This is a genomic window from Sorangium sp. So ce726 (assembly GCF_051521405.1).
In the GTDB taxonomy this organism is placed as follows: Bacteria; Myxococcota_A; Polyangia; order Polyangiales; family Polyangiaceae; genus Sorangium.
The window spans coordinates 2,679,832-2,701,202 of the sequence record NZ_CP150349.1; the positions used below are offsets into that span (position 1 = coordinate 2,679,832).

The 21,371-nt window shown below is 69.5% G+C and carries 17 protein-coding genes; 5 read left to right on the plus strand and 12 right to left on the minus strand.

The window, feature by feature from the left end:
- Positions 1–80: 80 nt before the first annotated feature.
- Positions 81–560: a hypothetical protein gene (locus tag WME79_RS10215; protein WP_437534516.1), complete on the minus strand. Its 480-nt coding sequence runs from the start codon at positions 558–560 to the stop codon at positions 81–83.
- Positions 561–644: 84 nt separating this feature from the next.
- Here WME79_RS10215 and WME79_RS10220 point away from each other — a divergent pair, with 84 nt between their 5' ends.
- On the plus strand, positions 645–1,538 hold the full coding sequence (locus tag WME79_RS10220) for a LysR family transcriptional regulator (protein WP_437534518.1): 894 nt from the start codon (positions 645–647) through the stop codon (positions 1,536–1,538).
- Between the two features lie 439 nt (positions 1,539–1,977).
- Positions 1,978–2,277, plus strand: a complete 300-nt coding sequence (locus WME79_RS10225) for a hypothetical protein (RefSeq protein ID WP_437534520.1) — start codon at positions 1,978–1,980, stop codon at positions 2,275–2,277.
- Positions 2,278–2,361: 84 nt separating this feature from the next.
- On the opposite strand, the gene WME79_RS10230 is transcribed toward WME79_RS10225, so the two are convergent.
- Together WME79_RS10230 and WME79_RS10235 are read right to left on the minus strand one after the other, a co-directional pair.
- Positions 2,362–3,861 (minus strand): sigma-54 interaction domain-containing protein, encoded by a 1,500-nt coding sequence (locus tag WME79_RS10230; RefSeq protein ID WP_437534522.1) that lies wholly within the window; start codon positions 3,859–3,861, stop codon positions 2,362–2,364.
- Between the two features lie 155 nt (positions 3,862–4,016).
- On the minus strand, positions 4,017–4,301 hold the full coding sequence (locus WME79_RS10235; protein ID WP_437534524.1) for a hypothetical protein: 285 nt from the start codon (positions 4,299–4,301) through the stop codon (positions 4,017–4,019).
- Between the two features lie 331 nt (positions 4,302–4,632).
- Here WME79_RS10235 and WME79_RS10240 point away from each other — a divergent pair, with 331 nt between their 5' ends.
- Both WME79_RS10240 and WME79_RS10245 read left to right on the plus strand, forming a co-directional pair.
- On the plus strand, positions 4,633–7,527 hold the full coding sequence (locus WME79_RS10240) for an SAM-dependent methyltransferase (protein ID WP_437534525.1): 2,895 nt from the start codon (positions 4,633–4,635) through the stop codon (positions 7,525–7,527).
- A gap of 106 nt (positions 7,528–7,633) precedes the next feature.
- Entirely contained in the window at positions 7,634–9,118 is a 1,485-nt protein-coding gene (locus WME79_RS10245) for a hypothetical protein (RefSeq protein ID WP_437534526.1), read from the plus strand.
- Between the two features lie 18 nt (positions 9,119–9,136).
- Here the strand turns inward: WME79_RS10245 and WME79_RS10250 are convergent, their stop codons facing one another.
- The gene (locus WME79_RS10250) at positions 9,137–9,964 is read right to left on the minus strand and encodes an NAD-dependent epimerase/dehydratase family protein (protein WP_437534527.1); all 828 of its coding nucleotides are present in this window, start codon (positions 9,962–9,964) and stop codon (positions 9,137–9,139) included.
- Positions 9,965–10,063: 99 nt separating this feature from the next.
- On the opposite strand from WME79_RS10250, the gene WME79_RS10255 reads away from it, so the two are divergent.
- Complete coding sequence (locus tag WME79_RS10255; protein WP_437534528.1) at positions 10,064–10,843, plus strand: helix-turn-helix domain-containing protein; 780 nt, start codon at positions 10,064–10,066, stop codon at positions 10,841–10,843.
- Positions 10,844–10,848: 5 nt separating this feature from the next.
- Here WME79_RS10255 and WME79_RS10260 read toward each other — a convergent pair whose 3' ends face one another.
- The 8 genes from WME79_RS10260 to WME79_RS10295 form a co-directional block, all read right to left on the minus strand.
- Positions 10,849–12,009, minus strand: a complete 1,161-nt coding sequence (locus tag WME79_RS10260; RefSeq protein WP_437534529.1) for a hypothetical protein — start codon at positions 12,007–12,009, stop codon at positions 10,849–10,851.
- A 701-nt stretch (positions 12,010–12,710) separates the two neighbouring features.
- A complete protein-coding gene (locus tag WME79_RS10265; protein WP_437534530.1) occupies positions 12,711–12,893 on the minus strand; it encodes a hypothetical protein in 183 nt (60 codons plus the stop codon).
- 107 nt (positions 12,894–13,000) lie between these two features.
- A complete protein-coding gene (locus WME79_RS10270) occupies positions 13,001–13,288 on the minus strand; it encodes an RNA recognition motif domain-containing protein (protein ID WP_437534531.1) in 288 nt (95 codons plus the stop codon).
- A gap of 802 nt (positions 13,289–14,090) precedes the next feature.
- The gene (locus WME79_RS10275; RefSeq protein ID WP_437534532.1) at positions 14,091–15,161 is read right to left on the minus strand and encodes a DUF2169 domain-containing protein; all 1,071 of its coding nucleotides are present in this window, start codon (positions 15,159–15,161) and stop codon (positions 14,091–14,093) included.
- Positions 15,162–15,192: 31 nt separating this feature from the next.
- On the minus strand, positions 15,193–17,367 hold the full coding sequence (locus WME79_RS10280) for a type VI secretion system Vgr family protein (protein ID WP_437534533.1): 2,175 nt from the start codon (positions 17,365–17,367) through the stop codon (positions 15,193–15,195).
- 354 nt (positions 17,368–17,721) lie between these two features.
- Positions 17,722–19,188, minus strand: coding sequence for a hypothetical protein (locus WME79_RS10285; RefSeq protein WP_437534534.1), 1,467 nt, complete (start codon positions 19,186–19,188; stop codon positions 17,722–17,724).
- A 147-nt stretch (positions 19,189–19,335) separates the two neighbouring features.
- Positions 19,336–20,607 (minus strand): hypothetical protein, encoded by a 1,272-nt coding sequence (locus WME79_RS10290; protein ID WP_437534536.1) that lies wholly within the window; start codon positions 20,605–20,607, stop codon positions 19,336–19,338.
- Positions 20,591–21,265, minus strand: coding sequence for an RNA polymerase sigma factor (locus WME79_RS10295; protein WP_437534537.1), 675 nt, complete (start codon positions 21,263–21,265; stop codon positions 20,591–20,593). Before WME79_RS10295 ends, WME79_RS10290 begins: the two co-directional genes overlap by 17 nt.
- Between the last annotated feature and the right edge of the window lie 106 nt (positions 21,266–21,371).

Here is a 21,371-nt window from a genome sequence, read left to right on the forward strand (position 1 = left end):
AAGTCGCAAAGTCGCAAAGTCGCAAAAAAGAACAGATTGAGCGACGTCCGATCCGCTCGTCGAGAGAGGATGCGGTAGCCTCATCCGGCCGTACGGGCGGGCTGTCCGCTGCTCCCCGGCGAGGAGGTGACGGTCCTCCAGGAATACCAGCCGCGGCACAGCGCGTAGGCGAGCGCGGTCGTCGACACAAGCCAGAGGTCGACCAGCGCGGCCGTCTGCGCGTGGGGCACGTCGCCGAGCGCGAAGTAGTACACGGTGATCGCGAACTTCTGGAAGAGCACCAGCTCCCACACGCCCGGTACCCGTCGCGGCCAGGCGGCGATCAGGGCCCACATGCCGGCGAAGACGACGTAGGCGAACGTCCGCCAGATCTCGACCACCACGCGGTCGTCGGCCGCGCTGACCATGATCCGTACACCGTCCGCGAATGCGCCGAGGGTGAGGACCGCGTTCAAGGCCATCAGCCCGCGCCCGATCCGATCCGCTCGGGGGTTGGGGCCGTCGGTGGCAACCGCGGACACGCTCGAAAGTTGCTCGGGCTGTAGGCTCGTGGACTTCATAGAAGATCTCCTTGCCCACACACGTAGCGCACCGCCTCGCGGAATGGGATTCTACACAGACGTACATCTGCTATTCATTTCTGTATGGCCGCGGAACCCAGCTGGGAGCTCTATCGATCCTTTCTCGCGGTGGTCCGCGAGCGCAGCCTTTCGGGCGCCGGGCGCGCCCTCGGGCTCGCCCAGCCGACGATCGGGCGCCACCTTCAAGCGCTCGAAGGAGCGCTCGGCATCGCGCTCTTCACGCGCTCACAGCGGGGTCTGGATCTCACGCCGGCCGCTGTCTCCCTCGTGCCGTACGCCGAGGCGATGGCGAGCGCCGAGAGCGCGCTGAGGCGAGCTGTCTCCGGCGAAGCAGAAGAGCTGCGGGGCTCGGTGCGCATCACGGCGAGCGAGATGCTCGGCACCGAGGTGCTGCCTGCAGCGCTTGCGGCCTTCCGCGAAGCGCACCCTGGCATCGCCGTGGAGCTCGTGCTCTCGAACCGCAACCAGGACCTGCTGCGTCGCGAGGCCGACATCGCCGTCCGCAATGTGCGCCCGACGCAGAGCGCCCTCGTGACGCGCAAGCTGGGCGTCCTCCACGTGGGGCTTCACGCCCACCCACGCTACCTGAAGGCGCACGGCACGCCGTACACCCTCGAGCAGCTGCGCGATCATCCGCTGATCGGCTTCGACAAACAACCTCCGCAGCTATCGCTGCCCAAGCTCCCGATCCCAGTCACGCGCGACATGTTCAGCTTCCGGTGCGAAAACGAGATCGGTCAGTACGCCGCCCTGCGCGCGGGGTTCGGCATCGGAGCCTGCCAGGTCGCCCTGGCCAAGCGCGACCGGCTGGTGCGCGTCCTGCCCGACGCTCTGGAGTTCGACTTCGGCGTCTGGGTCGTCATGCACCGCGACCTCAAGAACAGCCGCCGCGTGCGGCTGATGTTCGATCACCTCGTCCACCACCTGCAGGCGCACATCGCCTCCGAGCTCGACTGACCACCTCGTCCCGCTGTCGCGCGCCCTCCCTCACGGCACGCCTACGGCCCTTGGAAATTTTCGCCCCGGACACCGTCGCTGTCGGGTGCGATACGTATCGACAATGACGCTCCGCGGCGGGCCGATCGCCCCACCATCAAGGGGCTGGATCCAGGTGCGCCGTCGGCATCGACGACGGTGATCGGGAACACCAACCGGGCCAGAACCAGCGCCCATGTGCTGCAGGAATTCGCATCGTGGACGCGGCATAGGCCGGCTGGCGGAGCCCCAGGGCGGCGAGCGGGCGTCGGGAGGGGTCGGCGCATGGGTCTTGCACCGAACAGACCGTGGTTCGAATTCTCTTTACGCTCGTAAACCAGCCTGAGATGCTATGCGCTGCAACGAAACAATGCATGACAAGGGCATCGTTTCGAGTGCGAAAGTATCTTGGAGGGGCAACATGCCGATTACAGTGACAGTTAAAGGCAAGAAGTACGAGAGCGACGGTCATTACCATGCGGAAGAGATCATGCTCGCTTCCGTCAGTAGTACGGCAAACCTCGTCGTAGAAATGAACGGTTGGCCGTGCACGGGCGAACGGTACCACGATTGTCACAAGCGCCTCCTCACCGCGTCCTCTGGCCGCACGATCACGGTGACCATCACGGACGATCATGCCGGCTACGCCGCGAACCATGGGCGCAAATTCGGGCAAACAGGGACGATCACCTACGCCAATGGCGCTGCGACCTACGGCTAGAACGTCAAACGTAGAGAAGAGCGTCTCATCCTCTCGCCGACCCTTGCGGTGATCACGCCCTTCGGCCGAGCACGCGCCGTTCCGTCACGCCTCCACGCCGTACTTGTCCAGCCACTGTTTCAGGCGCTGGTAGCTCCTGAAGCCGATGAGCGCCGCCGCGCGCGTCTTGTTGTGGTTCGCTTCCTTCAGGGCCCGCTCCAGGTAGTGCCGGACGACGTGGGCGATGGTCTCCTCGAGGCTGAAGCCGTCGCCGAGCGGCTGGCCCAGCACCGCGTCCCGCGGCGTGTCTTCGCGGACGAACAGCGCCTCGCGGACCTCGACGACATCGATCACCGGCCCGTGTGCCCAGACGAAGGCGCGCCAGAGGGTCCCCTCGAGCTCCCGGACGTTCCCCGGCCAGGGGTGGCGGAGCAGGTGGTTCCTTGCGGCGGGAGAGAGCTTCTTCTGGATGCCTCCGGGGCGGGCCTCGTTGTTGAGGCGGGCGAGGAACTGGTCGATCAGCAGCCCGACATCGCCCTCGCGTTCGCGGAGTGGCGGCGTGTGCAGGACGAGGATGGCCAGCCGGTAGAAGAGATCCTCGTGGAATCGGCCCTGACCGACCTCGCGCATCAGGTCCCGGTTGGTCGCGGCGATGACACGCACATCGACGGGGACGTCCTGCCTGCCGCCGACGGGGCGGATCTTCTTCTCCTGGAGGGCGCGGAGCAGCTTGGCCTGCCCATCGGGCGGCAGCTCGCCGACTTCGTCGAGGAAGAGCGTCCCGCCGCTCGCGCGCGCGAGGTGCCCCTGGTGGTCGGCGGTGGCGCCCGGGAAGGCGCCCCGGGTGTGCCCGAAGAACTCGGAGTCCACGAGCTCCCGGGGCAGGGCGCCGCAGTTGACGGCCACGAACGGGTCCGCGGCGCGCAGGCTCGCCTGGTGGATGGCGCGGGCCAGGAGCTCCTTTCCGGTCCCGGACTCGCCCTGGATGAGGACGGGCGCCGTGGTGCCGGCGGCCTGCCGCGCGCGGTGGAGCAGCCGCTTCATCGCCTCGCTCCGGTGGACGATGTCCGAGAACCCCGGCTCGTCGGGCCGGAAGCCGTCCGAGAGGCGGGCGAGGTCTTCCTCGGTGCGGCGGACCGCGGAGGGGATCAGCTCCGCGGCAAGCTCGAAGGGCACGTCGGCGGTCTGGACGCCGGTCTGGGGCGATGACTCGATGAGCTCCGCCTCGAAGCGCGTCTTCGCGACGAGGATCCAGATGGCCGCCATCGCCGGCGTGCCCGGGCTCAGGTGGAAGGTCCGCTTGGCCCTCTTCCCGTACTGCTCGATCGACCAGGCCACAGCGTCCATGACGGCGCGGTAGATGTCCGCGTGGTGCGTCGGGGTGGAGAGCGTCTCCTGCCGGAGGACGATGCTCGCCTTCGTCTTGCTCCTGAGCCATCGCGTGAACGCCGCGACCTCCTCTCCTGGATGGTTGTTCAGCAGGACGAGGTGGTCGAACTCGCGCTCGGCGACGGCGTGCGCGATGGGGCCTTCGCCGACCTTGGCGTCGCCCGACGCCGCCTTGATATCGGTCTTCCCGATCCATGCGAGGAGAACACGGGCCATCGTGCTGGCCAGCGTAACAAACCTTCTGGCAGCTGAGCAACGCCGCCTTCTGCTCGCTGCTGTGGCTCCGACGGGAGGCCCGGTCCGCTCGGTCGCGCGGCGCTGCTCCGGCTCGGCTTGGAGCGCAACGGTCCCGCGCAGCGCGCTGGGGCCGGCTAGCCCTGGCTCGATCGGGGCGCGCGATCCGCCGGGTACGGACGCACGTTCAGGCCGGTCCAGCGCATGAGGTGGCCGAGGACGGCGCCGAACACCAGGTGACCGATGAGGCTCAGAACGAACGTCTTCGGCGTGAGCCGGAAGAGCAGCTCCTCGCCATGGGGCGCGGCGAGCACCGTGATGAGGAGGCATGTCCAGATGAAGACGCCGTACTTCACGGCAGCCTGGACGACCTCACGCCCTCTGGCGAAGATGGGGTAGACCATGAAGAACGCGACACCCATGCCACCCCCGTTTCCAAGCCAGCGCCAGGCATAACCCGTGTTGACGATGGACCGCGCAGGCGCGCGAGCGATCCGCGTCGCGGCGCCGAGAATGCTGCGGCAAACCGACCAACTACGAGACGCGCAGCGATTCGATGCCGCGTGTGCGATGCGTGGCGCCAGCGGTGTCCAAGTCGAGACTGGACTCCATGGAGGATTCTGGCCTCCAGGGCTCGCCGCCCCGAGACTCCAATGGTGCAAGCATCTTGCATGCACACTGCGCCCCATCGAGCCCGGACCTCGAAGCTCCAGGCGCTCGCCCGCGCCGGGCGATCTCTGTAGACTCGCCTCCGTGGCTCAACCCGGCGAAGGGCTCGTGCCCCTGGTTCCCTCGGCCCTCCTCTCGAGCCGCTGGTCGCGGGATAACCTCATCACCCCCGATCCGTCTCGCCTCTACACCGGCCCCTTCTCGGCGCGCATCGGCGTCGAGCAGCTGCAGGAGCAGGTCGACGCGCTGACCTCGGTGCTCGGAGACTTCGAGGTGGAGGAGGCGAGCCTCGGTGTGCTGTCCTGGAACGTCCGCGGCCGGGATCGGCGCGGCCCCGTCCACCTGGTCCTGCCGCTCGGCATCGACCAGGCGGGCGTCGGCGGACGCAGCAAGGCGCGCGTGCCTCAGCGCTGCTTCGAGCATGCGCGCACCTTCGCCGAGCGCCGGCTGGATCGCTATCTCCTGGCTCCGGATCAGATCGTCGAGGCCCGGGGCGCCGGAGCGGGGGCCTGCTTCCGGCTGCCGAGCGGCTATCTCCCGCTGACCTTCGGCCTGGGTCGCGCCCGAGTCGACGTCATCGGCGAGGACGGTGCCTGGGGGATCAGCCTCGGGGCACGCTCGACCCGAGCGATCCTCGTCGAGCTCTGCGCGGCCATGGCTTACCACTATGACCTCGAGAGCGGGACGATGATCGCCGACGTCGTGATCAACGACGGCGACTTCCTGGTGAAACGGGATCGCGACGGCAGCTTCGCGCTCCGGTGGACGACGGCGCGCACCCTGGAGAGCGGCGTCGGCCCCGAACGGTTCTTGCTCTATCTCCTGCAGCTCATGGCGTACGAGGACTGGGAGGTCGACGGCGAGCTGCTGGGGCTCCCCGTTCCGCTCACCGATCCCGAGGCAGCGTTCGCTGGATTCACGCGGGGCAGGGGCCTGCGCTGCTTGGACCTCGGCGAGGATCCCGCGCGCGGCGTCGCGCAGGCTCGGGCGCTCCTCGATTCCTTCGCGCGCTCTCGAGAAGGGAGAGCCTATCGCCCCTGGGTCGAGCGCTACCGAGATCCCCATTCCGCACCACCCTTGGCGTCCGATGATCCGCGACGGCCCTGGTGGAACCTGGTTGAGCTGCGACAACGCCGCGACCGATTGCGGCTCGAGCGCGGAGAGGAAGCGGCCGCGCCGCTCAGCACCCTCATCGAACGTTTGCTCGGGGTGGTCGGCGTCGCGGAGCCCGTGGACGCTGGCACGGTGCCCTCGGTCAACGATGTCGATCGCGGGGAGGTGCTCGACCTGCTCGAGAGCGCCGGCGTCAGGGCCGATGCGCGCGCGTCCGCTGCCGATACCTGGTTCGAGAGCTGGCCTTACCGGAGTCGCGCCGAGCTCGAAGCGCGCCTGCCGAGGCTCGCCGCCTTGCCACCGAGCCAGCTGGTGTGTCCAGGCGTCGCGCCCGCCGAGGAGGAGGGCACGCTCGCCGCTCTGGATCGCTGGTCCCGCGCTCGCCCCGCCCGCGAGCTGGCCAACCCGGAGCTCTTCGGAGGACGGCGCCTCGCACCGGAAGCCGTCGCCACGGCCGTGTCGCTCCTGCCCAGCTTCGAGGCCTTCATGGATGACGCCCTCCACGACCCGCGCTGGGGCTACTACGCCAACCGAGTCGTCATCGGACAAGAAGGTCACTTCTCGACCCATCCCGAGAACCTGACGCCGCACTATGGCCGCTGGGTGGTCGCCTGGGCCTTCGAGGTGTGGAGAGAGCTCTGCGGGAGCGGCAAGCTGGGGCGGGATGAGCCCTTTTCGCTCGTCGAGTTCGGCGCGGGCAACGGGCGCCTTGCCCGCGATGTCCTGGATGCGGTCCGGAGCCTGAGCGGATCGAGCGACGACTGGCGTTGCTTCCGGGAGGTCCTCGACGTTTGCATCTACGAGATCTCGGATTCCCTGCGCAAGAAGCAGCAGGCTCTGCTTGGCGCCGACGCCCGCGTGCTTGAGGGAGACGCGCGAGCGCCAGCGGACTGCCTGCGCCGAGACTTCCCTGAGGGGCTCGTGGGGCTCGTCGTCACCAACGAGCTGCCGGACGCCTTCGGAGTCCACAAGGTCCGTCTCTCGGCCAGCGGGGACGTCGAGGCGGTCCTGGTCGTCCCGCGCATGGAGTCACAGCTCCTCGAAGCGCTCCGCCCAGAGCTCCGAGACGCCTGCCGCCAGGCCGACGTTCATCTTCGTCAGCTGCTCGGCGAGACCTGCCACGGCGGTGAACTCCTGCTCGATCGGAGCTGCCTGGGAGATCTGATGACCGCCCTCTACCAGCTCCCCGCGGACCAGCGCGAGCCGCTGATCGACCAGGTCTGGTTCGACGAGGTGCTCGTGCCGGCCGCCTGCTTTGACTCGCTCGCGGCGGTCCTGCGGCGTGGCGCGTCCGAAATGGCTCGATCCCTGGCGGCCGAGCCGTCCGGAGCGATCACCTATGTGAACGTGCACGCGACCCGCTTCATCGGCGAGCTCGCCACGGTCCTGCGCTTGGGGCAGGTCCTCACCATCGACTACGGCGACACGACCTGGGGCCTGATCCAGGGGGCCAGGCAGGGCCAGTTTCCTTTCCGGATCTACTGCGATGAAGGGAGCTATCTTCCGCGCCCCAACACCCCGTACGCGCGTCCAGGCGCGCAGGACCTGACCGCCGACGTCAACTTCACCGATCTCTCGCTGGCGGCTCGCGAGGCCGGGCTCGAGTACGTCTACTTCGGTCCTGAGCGCGCGATCGCCGGCCGCGAGTTTCCTCGGGTCCTCGCATCCACCGATCAGCGCCCGTTCGCCGAGTTCGTGGGGAATTCGGTCTTCAAGCTCCTCGTCGTGGGACGGGGCGCGTCCTACTTCCCGGAGCTACCAGGGCTCGAGCCGCTCCCGCTCCTCACGCACGCGCCTGATGCGACGCTCGACAGACCGAGATCGAGCGCCGGCGCGCGTCTGTCCCTGGTTCTTCACCCTTGCTGACAAAATTCAGCGATATCTGGCGCGGCAAACGTGCTCTGTCGAGCGCCGGAGCGCAAAGGGCGCGCGACGGCGAGCTCCGCTCGTCTACGGTGCGTGGATGAGAATCTTGACCTTGTTGACTCTGGGGCTCCTGTGCGCGGCGTGTGGTGATAATGGCGATCCGCCCGGCCCGGGAGGAGGCGGAGCCGGGGGCGCCGCCGCGGCGACCGCGGGCAGCGGCGGCGGTTCGGGCGGCGGCGGTGCGGGTGGCGGCGGCGGCGATGCCGCCAGCACCGGCGGCGGCGCAGGGGCCGGGGGCGACGCGACCGGCGGAGGGTCGGGGGTCAGCGTCGATCTCGCCGCGCCTGACGCCATCTTCCTCCACCCGGCGGGGGAGACGACCAATATGGTGTTTCACATCGCGATCGCCGGAGCCGACGACGGCGGCGCCTACGTGAGCGGCGAGGGGTTCGGCGAGGTCAAGCTGGGCGACCAGACGATCACCAAGCTGGGAGCGTTCCTCATCCGCCTCGATCCCGAGGGCGATCTCCTCTGGTCGGCGCCCATCGTCACGGCGCAGCAATCTTCGGCGACGGCGGTGACCGTCGACCGAGCGGGCAATGTGCTCATCGCGGGCGAGCTCTATGGCGAGGTCACGATCGGGGGCACGAAGCTGTCCGGCGCGACGGACGATCCCGACGCCATGGTGGCCAAGCTCGACGCCGACGGCAGCGTGCTCTGGGCGAAACGCTTCGCCTCGGCGGCCGCGGATCGCTGCATTGCGATCGCGACCGACGCCACGGGCAATGTGTACGTGGGTGGCTATGTCGACGACGATATCGACTTTGGCGACGGCCTCGTGGCGGTCGATGGCGAGTCCCCGTTCCTCCTGAAGCTCACGCCGGACGGCGACGTCGCCTGGGCCAAGGTGTTCAACAACACCGGCGGCGCCGGCAGCGCCGTGGCCGGCATCGCCGTCCACGAGGGCGGCGACGTGTCGATCACGGGTTATGCCGACGGAGCGCTGGCCATCGACGGCACAGCGCTGTCGCTGCCTGCAGGCTCGACGATGATGGGTTTCGTCGCCCGCTTCTCGAGCGCGGGGGAGGGCCGGTTCGCGCGGCGCTTCGGCGGGCCGGTATTCGACATGGGCAACGAGATCGCCGTCGGTGAGGGCACGTTCCTCGCAGGCACGGTGAGCGGCGAGAGTGAGGTGCTGGGGACGACGGTGGACGCGGACGTCGAGGGCACGCCGTTCGTCGCGAAGCTCACGGAGAGCGGGACCGCCGAGTGGGTGATCACGCCGGAGCCGAGCGGCACGATGTACGGCCTCGCGCCCGACATGGCGGGCGGCGTCTACGCGGCGGGTCGCTACGATGATCTCGTCACCTTCGACTACACCCCGTTCGCGTTGCACGCGAGCGCGTCCTCGGAGGTCACGGCGCTTCACCGTTATGCGTCGAGCGCCGGCTCCTCCGAAGGCATGGCGCTCACCTCCGGCGGCACGCTCTGGGTCGCCGGCACCTTCTACGGTTCCATCGACGTCGGCTCGGGTCCCGTCGCGTCGCCGAGCACGAGCGGATTCGTCTTCCGCATCCCGGCGCGCAAGTAAAAGAAGCCGGCTCCAGCCTCACGCGGCGCCGGCGGCGATCGCGTCTGCGAGGCGGGGGAACGCGGGGGTGAAGCCGACGTCCGCGCGGATCCGGCGACCGTCGAGGAGCGCGTCGATGGTGCGCGCGCGCTCGGCGTCCGAGCCGTCGGGCGGCGGCTCGGACACCGATGCGAACAGCGCCGCCAATGTCGGGGCTTCGTCGTCGACCACGTTGTAGATTCGATGTGCAGGGGAAGGCGCAGCGAGCAAGCGGGCGACGGCTTGCGCCACATCCGCGTGGTGGGCGATCGACAGGCGCTGCGTCGGTGGGAATGCGCGCGTCATCGGCACTGCCTCGGCGATGTGCGGATCGCCATCGCCGTACACGAACGGCAGCCGCAGCACGCGCGCGTCGAGACCCTCGAGCGCCAGGAGGAAGCGCTCGGCGGCGAGCTTGTTCACCGCGTAGGCGTCGATCGGCGCGCACGGGTCGTCCTCGCCGGCAAGGCGCCCGCCCGTCGAGCCGTAGACCACGCCCGCGCTCATGAAGAGGAAGCGCTTCACGAAGGCAGCGCGAGCTGCGCTTGCGAGATGCTGCGTGCCGAGTCCATTGATCGCGTGCTCCTGCTCGGCCGTCGCGCCGCGGAACGCAGCGCAGTGGACCACGGCCTCGACTCCGCGCACCGCAGCCGCGAGCGACTCCGCGTCGAGCAGGTCGCCCTGGACGAGCTCGATGCCAGCGTCGCCTGGGTCGGCGGCGCGCGTCCGATCGCGCACGAGGGCGCGCACCTGATCGCCGCGCTGCGCGAGCCGTTTGGCGAGGCGACTTCCGATCCTTCCGGTGGCTCCGGTGATGAGAATCTTCATGGGAGCAACGTAGCCCTCGGCGCTTGTCCGAAATTGGCAGAAGCGGACATTCGCGGAGCGACGCTTGCGCGCTCGCCGCGTCGGCGCCAACAATTGTGTATGCCCGCGGGCGTCGCTGACCGCACACGTATCGCGCCGAGCGCGTCGACCGCGTCCGCCGTGGCCGCGCTGTTCGTCGAACAGTGCGACGGCGACAGGTCCCTCGTCTCGATTCCGCGTGCGGAGATCCAGCTCGTCGCTCGCGTCGGGCCATGCGTCCCAGGTGGCGTCTACGTGTACGCGATGGGCGGCCGCCGGACGGTGCATCGAAAGCTCATCCGCGGCGGACAGCGGGCGGTGACGGCACGCTTGCACCTCGGCGCCTCGGAGGCGGTGCTCGGCGTGCCGGCCTCCGCGCTCGCCGGGCGCATCGTCGCGATCGACGAGCTGTGGGGCGACGCCGCGAGTCGGAGGCTCCTCGATCCGCTCGCGACAGCGAACGACGCGCTCGGAGCGATCGCGATCGTGGAGTCCGCGATCGCCGAGCGGCTCGCGATCGCGGAGCCCCGCCGCGCGCAAGCGGACCTCGCGCTGGCGGCCGCCGCGAGGCTCGCGAGCGCCAGTGTGAACGACGTCGCCGCCGAGCTCGGTGTGAGCGCGCGGCACCTCCGCCGCGTGGTCCGTGACGTCGTCGGCGTGGGCCCAAAAGCGTTCGCGCAGCTCGTGCGCTTCGATCGCGCGGTCGCCGCCGCGCGCGAGGGCAGTCGCGCGAGCTGGGCGCGCGTCGCCGCCGCGACTGGCTACTGCGATCAGGCCCACCTCATCGACGAGTTCCGCGCGATCGCGGGCGTGACGCCCCGCGTGCTGCTCGGCGAGCTCGGCGGTGGTTCGGTCCTCTAGACGCTTCAGAAGGCCGGGTAGCAGCTCTTGCCGTCGGTGGTGATCGGTCTGTCCTCGGGCTCGGCCTGCGTGAGGTCGATGGCGTGGAGATCCGTCACGTCGTCATGGCGCAGGCAGTAGACGAGGGACGTCGCGTCGGGAGCGATCGTCACGCTGTCGATGTAGGTGCCGGGCTCGGCGAGCACGAGGGGGGAACTCATGGCTGTGGCCATGTCGTAGACCAGGAGGGCGCTTGTCGCTACCGTGGTGTCGTCGACCGGAAGTTCGATGGTTCCGACGAAGACAAAGCCGCTGCCGTCGCCGAGCCAGCTCGCCGGCGTGAGGGAGAGCTGCATCTGGCCTGCTCCATAGCCCTCATCCACGAGCTTCGTGGGGTTGGTGCCGCCCGCGCTCGGATAGAGAAAGATGCCCTCATCTTCCGAATTCACGCACACGCTGTGAATGAGGAGGACTTCGCCGGTGGCCGGGTTGACCGAAGGTTCTATCACCGTGCAGCTCTGCACCGTGGGGAAGGGCTCCGGCAAGGCACCTCCTCCCGCGGGCACGCTCCACGGGAACGAGCCTCCTTGGAGGCTTGTCCCCTCGTACCACCAGTTGCCAAAGTCATAGAGAATGCCGGTGCCATCGGCCGTGAACATCGGTGCGTCCACCGAGATTTCGAAGGCCGTGCGGCCCTCGCCGTTGTTGGGAAACACCGGCGTGAGGCGGTGGAAGTCGGTCCCGTCGGTGGCGAGGCTCCAGAGGCGGCGGGTCGCGAGGTGGGTGTCGTTGTCTTCCTTGGTGGGGCCGTAGAGCGAAGCGATGACGATGCGGGTGCGGTCGGGCGAGAGGGTGTGGCCCCGGATCTCCCAACCTTCACTGCCGTCGCCGCGCTGATCGGTGACCACGCGCTCGGCGCCGGTCGCGAAGTCTCGCGCGATGAGATGATCGTGATCGGCGGTCTCTGCGCGCACGTAGAGGAACGTGCCGGCGGGGAGGGCGCCCGCGCCGGTGGACGAGCCACCGCCGCCGGAAGCGCCTGCGCCGCCCGATGTGCCGGTGTTGCCGGAGGAGCCGCTCGGACCAGCGCCCCCGGTCCCGGAGGTGCCCGCGCTGCCGGAGGTGCCTGCGCTGCCGGATGTGCCCGAGGTGCCGGTGGGCGACGCGGTCTCGATTGTGCACGCCAACGTCGAGCTCGCGGCGATCGCAACGAGACTGAAAACCCGCCAACTGTTCTTCGTTGGAATCATGCGACCAGCCTAACAAACTCTGCTCGCGCGCATTCGTCTTTCAATCCGGCTGGATCTCAGGCTCGACCAGGTGCGCTCGACGCCTCCTCGATGGCTGTAGACGCCGCAGGCGCGCTGGACATCCCCATCGTCGGCTTCGACTTCGAGCTCAAGACCGTCGAGTGCTGCACGAGCCCGCCGTCTCAACGGCCAACACTCTTGACATCCACTGCCCGAAGAGCCGGATGCGGGAATTCCGCACGTGCGGATCTGTGGGGGGCCGAGGTAGTCGACCCCGCTCTAGGGGATTTCGGGGTCGGTGTGCCTTCGCCACTCGTTCCGCGCGCTTGAGTTGGCGGTCCGGGCGGCGAACTCGCGCTCCACGCCGGTGATGGCGGGCATCTTGCGATGGCGCAGCTCCCCGGGAAGGGTGATCTCCACCTGCGTTCGTGCTTCACGCAGCGTGCCGGGCCATCCGCCCGCGGCGGGGCGGCCTTCTCGATGGAGGTCTTGACGCCAACGCCTGGCCCACGCCTGGCCCAGCGCGTTTGCGCTCTGCTCGATGAATCGTTGCCGTACGGTCGCCTGCGCCGAGCCGTCTTGGTCGGTTGCTGGCTCTGACGGGGCGCTCTCGGCGCCCTGGCTCGGCGCTGCGCGCTTCACTCGGTGACCGCAGGCTGAGGCCCCGGGACGATCCCTGCGATGTCCGGATCCTCTCCCGGTGTCCCGCTGACGCCGGAGCCCTTTTCCATGCGGCGCGCGAGACGGTTCGCGTCTTTCTCGCGCTGCTTCTCCTGCCGTTCGCGTTCCTTTTGCCGCTTCAATGCTCCTTGCCTCTGCATGCGGAACAGGCCTTTCGGCGCCTCCTGGCGCGTTCTTCAGCACCTCATGGTGCGTCCTGAGAGCGCAGGCATGGCGGCGCACGAGCGCCGCCACGCCGCGCCCGTGATCAGTACCGGTCGCGACCGCCGCCGCCGAAGCCGCGCGCCGGACGCTCCTGCGCTTCGTTGACCTTCAGCGCGCGGCCATCGAGCATGGCGCCGTTCAGCTGCGAGATGGCGCTGTTCGCGGCCTGGGCCGTGCCCATGGTCACGAACGCGAAGCCGCGCGGCTGCCCCGTCTCGCGGTCGGTCGGCATCGCGATCTCACGGACCTCGCCGGCCGCGGCGAACGCGGACTCGAGGGTCTCGCGGGTGGTGCTGAACGAAAGATTTCCTACGTAGAGACGATTTCCCATGCCATCCTGCTCTTTTACGGCTTTCTGGTGCGCTCTGCGGCGCTCTCAGCCTGCCATTCGACGAAGCCGTGACGGATCGAACGGAGACGTGCGGCGCGGAACTCCCGCGCGATCACACGGTGCGTCGTCCAGTCGTCCGAGCGAGCTGCAATCTCCCTCACGAGGGAGGGAAGAGGGAAAGCGTCGTTATAGAGGGCCAGGGACGGTCGTGAGGAGGGCATCCTAGCCCGGTGCATCGTCGTCCGCAAGCGGGCCGTTCCGTCTTCCGACGCTGAGCCTGCCGCCGACCGCAGGCAGCCGGCGAACAACGAGGTTGCATCGGGGCGAAATGGCCCACGTCCGCGATCGCCGTGCACCTCGGCCCCGGACCCTGCGAGGGCCCGCCGTGAGCTGAGCGGGGGCTTGGCGCCCGCGCCCCTCGCGACCGCGCAGCGTGCTGGACGGGCCCGGCCCCCGGCGCGAGAACGTCAATCTCACTTGTAGGCCGCGGACGCATCCGACTGCGAACAAACGAGCTCCTTGAAATCGGAGCAGCTCATCGGATCGATGTTGGTGATCATCGAGTCGGGTCCTGAAGCGGACCCGAACACTCATGCCAGGCTGCGCCGTGACACCGTCCACCTCTGGAGCCTCGAGACGAGCCTCGACGAGCACGGCCGGGCCGATGGACCGCGATCGGCGTTGGTTGTCACATGCTCTCCACGAGCGTGTCGTCATGCCCTACGCGTGGTTGTTTTGTTCGGTACTTTAACATCCGCTCGCCCTGGACCGGGGTCAGGCGGCAGGGGGGCGCGTGCCGGCCTCACCGGCCGTGCGCGATCCGGTAACTCGCCGGGATCACCGCCGGCGGTGGCCCGTCGTACAGCGTCGCGATGCGCCGCTCCTCCTTGCGGACGTGGTACTCGAACACGCAGCGGAGGGAGAAGAACACCCGCCCTTCCCCCGCGACGATCCCTATTTGATCGAGGTGCATGGGAAAGACATACTCTCGCTCCTCGAGCTGCACATGGATGTGCATCCGCAGGTCGGGCATCGCAAAGGCGAGGTCCCCGCCGCGCAGGCCGTGCGTGAGCCGGATCCCGTCGCCCGGCCTCGGCTCGCCGCCTGCCTCGATCATCATGCCCGGGTGCCCCATGTTGAAGAACGTGGGGAGGATGTCCCTGTGCCCCACCTTGAACTCGGGCGCCCTGTCGGGCGTGAGCCGGCTCGGGTCCGGCGCGGCGGCGCTCGTCGCGGCCTTCACGCGGAGCGCGCCCTCGCCCGGGTAATAACCCAGGCCGACGGGATCGGGAGAGTCGCCGAACGAACGGAGCAGCCGGTTCGGGTCCTCGAGGTTGGGCAGCGGCTTCCCGAGGGCGTTTTTCGCGTCGAGGTAGAACCCTCGCCCCGCCGGGTTGGGCGTGAAGGGCATGTCGAGCCCGTAGTCGGTAGGGCAGGTCCCGCCGAAGGCGCGCCCGTAGTCGAGCTCCATCGAGACGAACGACTCCGGCTCGCTCGGGACCAGGGCGCCGCCGGCCCCGGGCACCCAGGAGCGGTCGCCGAAGACGGCGATCCGCCGCCGGAAGGTCCGGCCCACCTCGAGCTCGACGTCGAGGTGGGGCCTCGCCGCGCCGCCGGGCTGGCGCACCTTGCCGCCGAGCAGCACGTCGACCCCGCCCATGTAGAACGGCTTGTCTCCGGGCATCTTGCCGAGCGCCGTCGCGACGGGCTCGCCCGAGATCGGCCACGGCTCGTCGGGCGTGGCGACGAGCGCGCCGCCGGCGACCCGGAAGGTGGGCCGCGCGATCGCGCAGCCCAGCATGTGGTCGTCGCTGCGCGCCGACGCCGTCCTGAGGAGGCGCGCCGGGTGCCTTGTCTCGTTGCGAAGCTTCACGGATCGAGCCCTCTCCGCCGCGGCGCCGCGCTCAGCAGTTCAGGCGCACGGTGCCGCCATCGAGCTTCTCCGTGGCGCTCCCGTTGGTCACGTAGATCCCGTCCGAGGTGATCTCGATCTTCGCGGACTTGCCCTCGGCGTCGGTCGAATTGCCGATCTCGAGGATGATCTTCTTCTGGGCCCGGATCCGGATCGTCGAGTCGGCGAACAGGGCGAGATCGGGTCCGCCGATCTGGACCTCCTGCTCGGACTCGACGCGCACCTCTCCAGCGCACGTCATCTCCAGCGCGCCGTCGGTCACCGCCCACTCGATCGAGCCCGCGCTGAGCGTGCAGTGCCCGTCGACGACCTGCTGCATCGTGCCGCCGACCGAGAGGGTGAGGTTGCCCGTGACACGCCTCGACTCGTCGTCCAGGGACGAGATCGCGTGCGCCCCGGTGACGGTGACCGTCCGATCGCCGGTCACCTTGACCGACTCGTCCCCGCCGACGCACGCGCTGCGGTCCCCGACGACGATGTCGCGGCGGTCCCCGACGACGCTCGCCGTGTGATCGCCCGCGACCGAGAGCCAGCTGTCGGCGCCGACCGAGGTGGTCTGATCTGCGGCCACCGTCCTGGTCTCGGCCGCGCCCACGGTCACGGTGCGCGCGCCCGCGACCGTCACCGTCTCCGCGCCGCCGACGGTCTTCGTGCGGTCGCCCGTCACCGCGAGCGCATCGTCGCCGCCCACGTTGCGGCGCGCGTCGTTCAGGGCCTCGACCTTGAGGTCGCGCTGGGCGCGGAGGTAGACCTCTTCCCGGCCTGACTGGTCCTCGAAGCGGAGCTCGTTGTACCCGCCGCCTCCCGGGGTGCTCTGCGTCCGCAAGGCCGATTTGCTCTTCTCTGCGGGGAGCGCGTACGGGTAAGGGCTCACGATCGTGTACACCCGCCCGGTCACGATCGGCCGGTCCGGATCGCCGTCGAGAAACTCGACGAGCACCGCGCTCCCGACGCGCGGGATGTGCATCGCCCCGTAGCCGGCCCCCGACGCCATCTGAGCGACGTGGACCCAGCACGCGTTCTCCGAGGCGCTGCCGTTGCGATCCCAGTGCAGCCTGACCCTCACGCGCCCATCGCTGTCCGTCTCGATCTCGGCCCCCTGCGTCCCGACGACGGTCGCGGCCTGCGGGCCGGCGATTCGCGGCTTTGGCGTCCTGCACGGGGGCCGGAAGGCGACGCCGGCAGGCACGCACTCGAACGTGCAGCGGTACCCCTCCTTGCTGTCGAACCGCGCCGCGTGCTGGAGCCGGGTGATGAGGTACTCCGCGTTGAAGCTCCCCCTCGGGTGATCCTCGAGCCGGAACCGCGCCCCGGGCGCGAGCCGCACGGAGCAGGCCTCGCCCTGTCCCACGGCGGCGGTCGCCTGGAGCGCGTCGAGGCGGACCTCCGCCGCGGGGCTGGCCGGGTACGCGAACACGGCGAGGTCCGTGTGCCGTCCCTTCTCGGCCGCCGTGTCCACGACCGAGGCGGGGTTCTCGAACGGCACGTCGCGCGTCGTGACCTTCCCCGGCCGGACCCGCTGCGAGAAGCGGAACGAATCGATGCCTTCTCCGGTGTGGAGCGCCCCCGTCACCGGCCGATACCGGAGCTCCTTCGGGGAGATCGGCGAGTGGACCTGCGCCGTGTCGGAGATCATCAGGGTCGCGCCAGCCTCGGTGTGCTCGAAGTAATAGAAGATGCCTTCTTCCTCCATGAGGCGGCTGAGGAACGCCCAGTCCGATTCGCGGTACTGGACGCAGACGTCGCGCGCCTCGTAGCTGCGCTGGAGCACGATCTGGTAACGCCGGACGCCGCCGAGCTTGAGCACGCGCTCGATGACCTCGGCCGTGGTGACGCCCTGGAAGATGCGGCAATCGTACCGCTGGTCGAGGAGCCAGACCTCGGGCACCAGGGTGGCGCGGTAGGCGGCGTGGTGCTCCGAGGTGTGGACCTGCTCGAACCGGCTGACGATCCCGTGCAGGTGGCGGGCGCTCGTGCCGTGATCGAGCGTCAGCACGGCCGACTCGGCGACGAGCGCGTCGAGGTCGAGGTCGGTGTCGGCGCACTCGACGGTGATATCGAAGGCGTAGAGCTCCGACATCGCCTCCGCACCCGAGAGATCCTTCACCTCGAGCGAGGTCTTGAGTCCATCGATCGTGAGTCGTGCGCGGACGAGGGGCGGTGCCACGGCCATGAGAACCTCGGAAGAAGTTCGGCCATCAGAGCCGATGTCGCGCCGATGTGCAAACACGTTGCGCGGGCCGGCCGCGCCGGGCGAGCTGTGCGGTGCAGGTGCGATGTGCCGCCTGCGCCCCGGCCCTGCTGCGCCCGGCGCATGTCGCGGGCTGCTCATGCCTCGTCAAGCGACGCGATCCCGAGCGGCCGCTGTCGGCCGTACGGCCCTGGGATGTACGCACGGCTCGATGGGCTCGCTCGGTACGCTCACCGGAGGAGCCGGCGGGTTACACGACCTGTCGACGGCAGCGGCGAGCGCTCGAGGATCGAGAGCGCTCGCCCGGGGTTCCGCGCGGTCGCGCCGGCGCTACCGAGGGGGCGGCGTCTTCGAAGCGCAGCAGCTGAACTTTGCGTGGCTCGACTCGTAGGCGGCGCAGCGACCATCGTACCCGAGGTCGAACGCCGCGAGCTCTGCGCCGTCGCTCGCGCACGTGGCGTAGGCCCGTTCCTTGAGGACGGTCGCGTCGATGCACGAGGTGCCGTCGCCCAGAGAACCGCCCCAGCACGTCTCCGGCGGAGGAGGCGGCGGCTCGGCGCCGCAGCACTCGAAGAAGGCCTTGCTGGTCTCGGTGCCGGTGCAGCGCGGGTTGCTCTCATCGTAATTGAAGGAGGTGAACTTGGCGCCTGCGCTCACGCATGTCGCATAGGCCTTGTCCTTCATGGCCGTGCGGTCGACGCAGGATTTGCCATCGCCCAGCTCGCCCTTCCAGCACGCGCTCGGCGGAGGAGGAGGCTCGTTGCCGCAGCACTCGAAGAAGGCCTTGCTGGTCTCATTGCCGGTGCAACGCGGGTTTTCCTCCTCGTACGTGAAGGAGGTGAACTTGGCGCCTGCGCTCGCGCACGTCCCATAGGCCCGATCCTTCATGACCGTGCGGTCGACGCAGGAGAGGCCATCGCCCAGCTCGCCCTTCCAGCACACGCCGGACGAAGGAGGCGGCGGAGGAGGCGGCGGCTCGTTACCGCAGCACTCGAAGTAACCCCAGCTGGTCTGGTGGGCTGCGCAGCCCGGGTTGTTCCGCTCGTAATCGAAGAAGGTGAGGTCTCCGGCCTTGAGCGAGCACGCCGCATAGGCCTGGCCCTTGAGGTCGGTGGGGTCGACGCAGGATTTGCGGTCGCCGAGCTCGCCCTTCCAGCACGCGCGCGGCGGAGGGGGCGGCGGCGTGGAGCCGCAGCACTCGAAGGTGGCCTGGGTCGCCTCGTTCGGACCGCAGCGCCCGGGGTCCGGCGGGGCGTCGAGCCAGGTGAGCTGGGCGCCCGCGCTCACGCACATCGCGTAGGCCCGATCCTTGATGGCGCCCATGTCGATGCAGGAGGACCCGTCGCCCAGCTCGCCCTTCCAGCACGAGTTCGGCGGCGGCGGAGGCGGCGGCTCGCCGCCGCAGCACTCGAAGACCACCTCGCTGCTCTCGTGCTCGGCGCAGCTCGGGTTGAGGGTGTCGCTCACGAAGCTCGCGAGCTCCGCGCCCATCCTCGCGCACCTCGCCTGGGCGTGATCCCGGAGCGTGGCCGTGTCGTGGCACGTGAATCCGTCGCCCATATCCCCGAGCCAGCACGCCGAGGGCGGGGGAGGCAAGCGTCCCCCGGCGCCCTCCGACCCCGGGTCCTCGCCGCCGCCCGCCCCTTGATTCGCGTCCCCGCCGTTCCCGCCTTCCCCGCCCGTCGAGCCCGCTGGTGGATCGGGATCCGGCGCCATGGTGATGGTGCACCCGGAGCCGACGAGGAGACTGGATATCGAGACGCTGAGCAATAGACCTATCGCAAGGGAAGTCCGCATCGTGATCCTCCGTGAAAGCCGGCGTTGCGCCGGACAGCTCCGAACGCGCGCCGCTCGTGCTCGGGTCAGCGCGCCCTCTCCGTCGTGTCGCTCTCATCTACCAACCGCGACGAGGCCGGCGGTTTCCTCGGGCGGGCGATTTCGCGATCAGAAGGGGCAGCAGGTGTAGCTCAGGCTCGTGGCCGTGGCGTCGGTGCAGGCGACGTGTTTGTCCCCGTAGACACGACGGAAGAGATAGTGGCCCTTGCCCCTGCAGAGCGCCGTGGCCTCGGCATCCAGCGTCTCGTACGGCTGGCATGCCTCACCGAAGTCGATCTCGCTCGCCCAGCACGACGGCGAAGGCAGCGGATCCCCCGAGGGGCAGCACTCGTAGTAGACCCTTGTCGTCTCGTGATCCCCGCAGTCCCGGTCAGGTTGCTCCTGCTCGAGGGAGCGGAGCTCCGTGCCCCTGTCCCTGCACATCATCCAGACCTCGTCCTTGACATACGTCGTGTCGAAGCACGTGACGCCGTCGCCGAGCACCCCTTTCCAGCACGTGGTCAGCGCCATCTTCCCGCACGTGTACTCGGCGTCGAGGTAGCTCCCGTGATCGCAGGGATCGAGCAGCGTCAGATCTGCGACGATGAGGCCCTGCGCCTCGCACTGCGCCCTGGCCTCACGCCGCAACGTGTCCGCCGACTGGCAGAGCGCCTGGTCCCGCGGGGCCGCCGGATCCTCGGTCGCGGGTCGTTCAGTGTCCGTGGCTCGGGTGCCTTCTCCGCTCTCGCCCTCGTGCGCGGCCGCTTCCGCGGGGACGCCCCCGGAGCCTCGGCGCAGCGCGGCGTGAGGGCCGCGCTGCGCGAGAGGAGACAGCCCTTCCGGGCCATCAACCCATCTCCGGCCCAGCGTCTGCGGGGGGGTCAGCGGCTCGACGTGCCCGCGCGCCGGCGGAGGCGAGGCGCGGTCGACAGGGAGTCGGCTGTCGTGCAGGAGCCATGGAGTGTCGTTCGCGTCCCGCGGCGGCACGGCGCTGCGCGGCACGGGCGGCGCCGGAGCGAGCCGGCGGGGAGGCTCCTGGAGGAGCGGGGCGCGGATCCGGGGAGGCGGCGCTGTCGGGCCGTGCGCCGGCGTGCGCTCCAGGAGCCCGCCGTCCGCGGGAGGGGGATCGCCCATAAGCTCGACCGCTGGCTCGACGGGGCGCTCTGTGGAGATCGAGCCGGGGGTGAGGCGCTGGAGCGCGGTGCCGAGAGCGACGATGCTCGCGCTGGCGCCCAGCGCCAGCACGAGCGAGCGCCCCCCGCTCCCGGCCGTGAAAGGCCGCCGCCCGCGCCGATCGAGCTCCGCGACGAGGCGCGCCTCGAGCTGAGGGGACGGCTTCACCGAGGCGAGCTGCTGGTCCACCTCGCGCAGCAACGCGAGCAGATCACGGTTTCGCGTCATGGCCCACCTCCCATCCGGCGTCGCGGAGCTGCGCAACCGCCTTTTGAATCAGCTTGCAAACGTATCCCTTGGAGTGGCCGAGTATCTTCCCGATCTCCTCCTGCTCCTTGCCGTCGAGATAAAACATCGAGAAAGCGACCTGTTCTTTGGGAGGCAGCGTGCCCAGCGTCTCGAGCGCGCGGCGCAGATCGTCGCGCGCGATCGTCACTTCATCGAGGGGGCTGCGCTCGGCCTCGCCTTGCCCGAGCAGCCAGCGGATGGGCGGGAGCGCGAGGAATCGGTCCCGCCGCAGGCGGTTCAGGCAGCGATTCGAGGTCGTCCGGTACAGCCACCCCTCGAGGTTGTCTCGCTCGGTCAGGTTCTCGAGCGCCTTCATCAAGTCGAGGAAGACGTCCTGCGTCACGTCCTCTGCCCAGGCCACGTTGCCGCGGCCGTAGCGGAGCGCGAGGCGGTACACCAGGCGATGGTGGTTGCGGTAGAGCGCGCCGAGCTCCAGCGCCTCTTCGCCGGAGCGCTGCGTCACGGCGGGTGGAGGCTTCCGCTCCGATGGCACGGCGATGTCGTCCGGCGGAGGGCTCCGGCCTCCGTCCGCCGGAGGGGGGAGCAGCTCCTCCGCCCGGGTCTGGCCCTCGAAATGAGGCCGCGCGGCGAGGTTCACCGGCGCCTCCGAGCGAGGGTCCCGTCCGCCGTGAAGCCCCACGAGCCGACCAAGAGTTGCGCCATCTGACACCCTACACAATCGAGGTCGGCGCCGGTTTCCTCAC

Coding starts and splice junctions, on each gene's coding strand:
- WME79_RS10270 (WP_437534531.1), bottom strand. CDS start 13,288: ATGGGAAATCGTCTCTACGTAGGAAATCTTTCGTTCAGCACCACCCGC.
- WME79_RS10230 (WP_437534522.1), bottom strand. CDS start 3,861: ATGGCCCGTGTTCTCCTCGCATGGATCGGGAAGACCGATATCAAGGCG.
- WME79_RS10285 (WP_437534534.1), bottom strand. CDS start 19,188: ATGCGGACTTCCCTTGCGATAGGTCTATTGCTCAGCGTCTCGATATCC.
- WME79_RS10225 (WP_437534520.1), top strand. CDS start 1,978: ATGCCGATTACAGTGACAGTTAAAGGCAAGAAGTACGAGAGCGACGGT.
- WME79_RS10290 (WP_437534536.1), bottom strand. CDS start 20,607: ATGACGCGAAACCGTGATCTGCTCGCGTTGCTGCGCGAGGTGGACCAG.
- WME79_RS10220 (WP_437534518.1), top strand. CDS start 645: ATGGCCGCGGAACCCAGCTGGGAGCTCTATCGATCCTTTCTCGCGGTG.
- WME79_RS10235 (WP_437534524.1), bottom strand. CDS start 4,301: ATGGGTGTCGCGTTCTTCATGGTCTACCCCATCTTCGCCAGAGGGCGT.
- WME79_RS10255 (WP_437534528.1), top strand. CDS start 10,064: ATGCCCGCGGGCGTCGCTGACCGCACACGTATCGCGCCGAGCGCGTCG.
- WME79_RS10250 (WP_437534527.1), bottom strand. CDS start 9,964: ATGAAGATTCTCATCACCGGAGCCACCGGAAGGATCGGAAGTCGCCTC.
- WME79_RS10265 (WP_437534530.1), bottom strand. CDS start 12,893: ATGCAGAGGCAAGGAGCATTGAAGCGGCAAAAGGAACGCGAACGGCAG.
- WME79_RS10215 (WP_437534516.1), bottom strand. CDS start 560: ATGAAGTCCACGAGCCTACAGCCCGAGCAACTTTCGAGCGTGTCCGCG.